4 protein-coding genes are annotated in these 3,670 nt (G+C 59.1%); 2 read left to right on the top strand and 2 right to left on the bottom strand.

The genetic code is table 11. From position 1 onward, the window contains the following. Positions 1-94 precede the first annotated feature (94 nt). Positions 95-1,117: a ferrochelatase gene (hemH, locus tag DW49_RS0122550; RefSeq protein ID WP_005615220.1), complete on the bottom strand. Its 1,023-nt coding sequence runs from the start codon at positions 1,115-1,117 to the stop codon at positions 95-97. Between the two features lie 23 nt (positions 1,118-1,140). Next, positions 1,141-2,043, bottom strand: a complete 903-nt coding sequence (locus DW49_RS0122545) for a TIGR01777 family oxidoreductase (protein ID WP_003379217.1) — start codon at positions 2,041-2,043, stop codon at positions 1,141-1,143. A 287-nt stretch (positions 2,044-2,330) separates the two neighbouring features. Here DW49_RS0122545 and DW49_RS0122540 point away from each other — a divergent pair, with 287 nt between their 5' ends. Next, on the top strand, positions 2,331-3,317 hold the full coding sequence (locus DW49_RS0122540) for an NAD(P)/FAD-dependent oxidoreductase (protein ID WP_024420418.1): 987 nt from the start codon (positions 2,331-2,333) through the stop codon (positions 3,315-3,317). Continuing rightward, a complete protein-coding gene (locus DW49_RS0122535) occupies positions 3,314-3,529 on the top strand; it encodes a TIGR02450 family Trp-rich protein (RefSeq protein WP_005615215.1) in 216 nt (71 codons plus the stop codon). Before DW49_RS0122540 ends, DW49_RS0122535 begins: the two co-directional genes overlap by 4 nt. Positions 3,530-3,670: the final 141 nt, after the last annotated feature.

The raw sequence follows: 3,670 nt of genomic DNA, 5'->3' as shown, positions 1-3,670 counted from the left end.
GTCACCCAAGGCATTCCCACGCTGGAGCGTGAGGAACGATAGTTCTGTAACTATCGTTCCTCACGCTCTGCGTCCGATTCTGATGTGCAGCGCGTTACAGCATCAGCGGTGCGCGCTCGCACAGTCGGTTCAGCTCTTTTGCCCAGTTCGGGTCGTCGTTCAGGCAGGGCACCAGTATCAGTTCCTCGCCGCCCGCTTCCTTGAACTGCTCGGCACCACGGTCGCCGATCTCTTCCAGTGTCTCAATGCAATCAGCCACGAACGCCGGGCACATGACCAGCAGTTTCTTCACGCCTTGCGCCGCCAGTTCGTCGAGACGCGCTTCGGTGTAGGGTTCAATCCACTTGGCGCGTCCGAGGCGCGACTGGAAGGACACCGACCACTTGCCATCCGGGATGCCCATGCGCTTGGCGAACGCTGCCGCAGATTGCAGGCACTGAGCGCGATAACACGTTGCAACCACTTGGGCAGGTGCGGTCATGCAGCAATCGTCCTTCAGGCAATGCTTGCTCGTCGGATCGCGTTTGTGCAAATGCCGCTCTGGCAAGCCATGAAAACTCAGCAGCAAGTGATCGTAGGACTGCTCCAGATGTGGGCGCACGCTTTCTACCAGTGCACTCACATATTCAGGCTGATCGTAGAACGGTTGCAAAACCGAGAACTGCATCTTCAAGGATTTGGCGCGCACCACGCGCTTGGCCTCTTCGATCACCGTGGTCACGGTACTGTCGGCGAACTGCGGGTAGAGCGGCGCAAGCGTCACCTTCTTGAAACCCTGTTCCGACAAACGCGTCAGCACGGTCTCAATGGAAGGCTCGCCATAACGCATCGCCAGCTCGACCGGCCCGTGCGACCATTCTTTCTTCATGGCCTGTTGCAAACGCTTGCTCAATACCACCAGCGGCGAGCCCTCGTCCCACCAGATGGACGCGTAGGCATGCGCAGACTGCTCGGGCCGTTTGATCAGAATCAGCGACACCAGCAGCCTGCGCAAAGGCCACGGGATGTCGATCACATAAGGATCCATCAGGAACTGGTTCAGGTAACTGCGCACGTCTGCCACTTGCGTAGAAGCAGGCGAACCCAGATTGACCAGCAACAAAGCGTGATCGGTCATGCAACATCCTATTTCGAAAGCGTTCAGTGGCGACCCAGCAAATCCTGCAGGGCGGTGTCGAGTTCGGTGTATTTGAACGTGAAGCCAGCTTCCTGCAAACGTTCCGGTCGGGCGCGCTGACCACCGAGCAGCAATACCGACAGCTCGCCCAGCAACACTTTCAGGGCCAGCGCCGGCATCGGCATGAAAGCAGGCCGATGCAGAATACCTGCCAGTGTCTTGGCAAACTGGCGATTGCGCACCGGTGATGGCGCACACACATTATAAGGACCCTTTGCTTCATTAAGATTCAGCAAAAAATCAATCGCCGCGATTTGATCCTGAATGTGAACCCACGGCATCCACTGCCGGCCATCACCAATAGGCCCGCCCATGCCGAATTTGAAGGGCGGCAACAAACGCTGCAGAAACCCCGCGCGATCCGACAACACCAGACCGGTGCGTATCAGCACCACACGCACGCCCAGCGACTCGGCACGCAGCGCGGTTTCTTCCCAGGCGTTGCACAACTGGCTGGCAAAGTCTTCTTTGGCAGGGGGCGAGGCTTCATCGATTTCGCGTTCGCCACTGTCGCCGTACCAGCCCACCGCAGAACCGGAAATCATCAGCGCAGGCTTTTGCGTGCGGGTGCCCAGCCAGGTGAGCAACTGCTCGGTCAGACCGATACGGCTTTCCCACAACAACAAACGGCGTTTGCGGGTCCAGGGGCGATCGGCGATCGGTGCACCGGCCAGGTTGACGATGGCATCCACCGGCTGCTCACCCAACTCATCCAGCCTGGCAATGCCACGCACGGACGGGCCGCACAGCTCGGCAACGTCAGCAGGTTTTCGGCTCCACACAGTCAGCTCATGCCCCTGAGCAGACCAGAAACGGCAGAGCGCTCGTCCTATCAAACCTGTACCACCGGTCAGCAATATGTGCATGGCAGATAACCTCGCGTGGCGTGCATGACAATTAAGTAGTCTTATTTTTACCAGTGACGCTGGCCGTGACGTTTATCCGGAAAACGAAACTGTCACCAGAACCATAGGCCAGACCTGAATGAGCTGCAGTTTTGACCGCTTGCCCAGGCGACTGACCAGTTCGACCCTGCACGTTGCAATGTGACTCAACCCGCAGTGTCTTGAATCACTGCAACTTATACCAAACAAGAAGATTGTACAGGTTTTAACTACGGCGTAGTCTGTACAGACAAGGTAACGAGGCCCCTATGACTGTCCCTATCGCAATCATCGGTACCGGTATCGCCGGACTTTCAGCAGCCCAGGCGCTCACAGCGGCCGGGCATCAGGTGCACCTTTTCGACAAGAGCCGCGGCAGCGGCGGTCGGATGTCCAGCAAGCGCAGCGACGCAGGTTCGCTGGACATGGGTACACAGTATTTCACCGCGCGTGACCGACGCTTCGCCACTGCGGTCAAGCAATGGCAAGCCCAGGGTCACGTTGCCGAGTGGACACCCCAGCTTTATAACTTCCACGGTGGCAGGCTCAGCCCGTCGCCGGATGAACAGGTGCGCTGGGTCGGCAAGCCCGGCATGAGCGCGATTACCCGTGCCATGCGCGGCGATATGCCGGTGTCATTCTCGTGCCGCATCACCGAGGTGTTTCGCGGCGAAGAGCACTGGAACCTGCTGGACGACGAGGGCCAAAATCACGGCCCGTTCAGCCATGTCATCATCGCCACCCCTGCCCCGCAGGCCACTGCACTGCTTGCTGCCGCACCCAAGCTGGCCAGCGTGGTGGCGGGCGTCAAGATGGACCCGACCTGGGCGGTTGCACTGGCCTTCGAAACTCCGTTGCAAACGCCGATGCAGGGTTGCTTCGTGCAGGACAGTCCGCTCGACTGGCTGGCCCGCAACCGCAGCAAGCCGGAACGTGACGACACGCTCGATACGTGGATTCTGCATGCCACCAGTCAATGGAGCAGGCAGAACCTCGATGCATCCCGTGAACAGGTCATCGAGCACTTGCACGGTGCTTTCGCAGAGCTGATCGACTGCACCATGCCCGCCCCGGTGTTCAGTCTGGCGCATCGCTGGTTGTACGCGCGGCCTGCCGGCTCTCATGAATGGGGCGCGCTGTCGGATGCCGATCTGGGCATTTACGTCTGCGGTGACTGGTGCCTGTCGGGGCGTGTTGAAGGTGCGTGGCTGAGCGGCCAGGAAGCGGCACGCCGGCTGCTGGAACACGTGCAATGAATCAGATCAACACCCGTAAACTGCTGTTGTCAAAATGGACGGCAGCTACGCCGCAAAATCGGGAAAAGCACTTTCTGGTGACCGAGCTGTTCAAGGACGAAGAAGGCGTGGTTCTGGAGGTAGAGCTGCAGGCCGTGCTGACTCAACGCAGTGAGCGCATGCCGTGGCAGGTGTTGCAGCAGGCGGATACGTGGCGGATGGGCTGGAAGTAGCGGGTTTGCGCGGGTTCAGATGATTATCGTGTCGATGCTCTGTCACTTACGTTGCACTCTGCGTCGTCAATGCCATCGCGATAAAAAAGCGTTTTTTCAACTATCGTGCGACGCTCCGCGTCGCATGCCGTTCTGGACGCT

Origin of the sequence: Pseudomonas avellanae BPIC 631 (assembly GCF_000444135.1) — a bacterium.
In the GTDB taxonomy this organism is placed as follows: domain Bacteria; phylum Pseudomonadota; class Gammaproteobacteria; order Pseudomonadales; family Pseudomonadaceae; genus Aquipseudomonas; species Aquipseudomonas avellanae.
This window is presented reverse-complemented; position numbering and strand designations above follow the sequence as displayed.

What these genes read in the sequence shown, in the direction of transcription:
- hemH (WP_005615220.1), bottom strand. Translation starts at nt 1,117, where the DNA reads ATGACCGATCACGCTTTGTTGCTGGTCAATCTGGGTTCGCCTGCTTCT.
- DW49_RS0122535 (WP_005615215.1), top strand. Translation starts at nt 3,314, where the DNA reads ATGAATCAGATCAACACCCGTAAACTGCTGTTGTCAAAATGGACGGCA.
- DW49_RS0122540 (WP_024420418.1), top strand. Translation starts at nt 2,331, where the DNA reads ATGACTGTCCCTATCGCAATCATCGGTACCGGTATCGCCGGACTTTCA.
- DW49_RS0122545 (WP_003379217.1), bottom strand. Translation starts at nt 2,043, where the DNA reads ATGCACATATTGCTGACCGGTGGTACAGGTTTGATAGGACGAGCGCTC.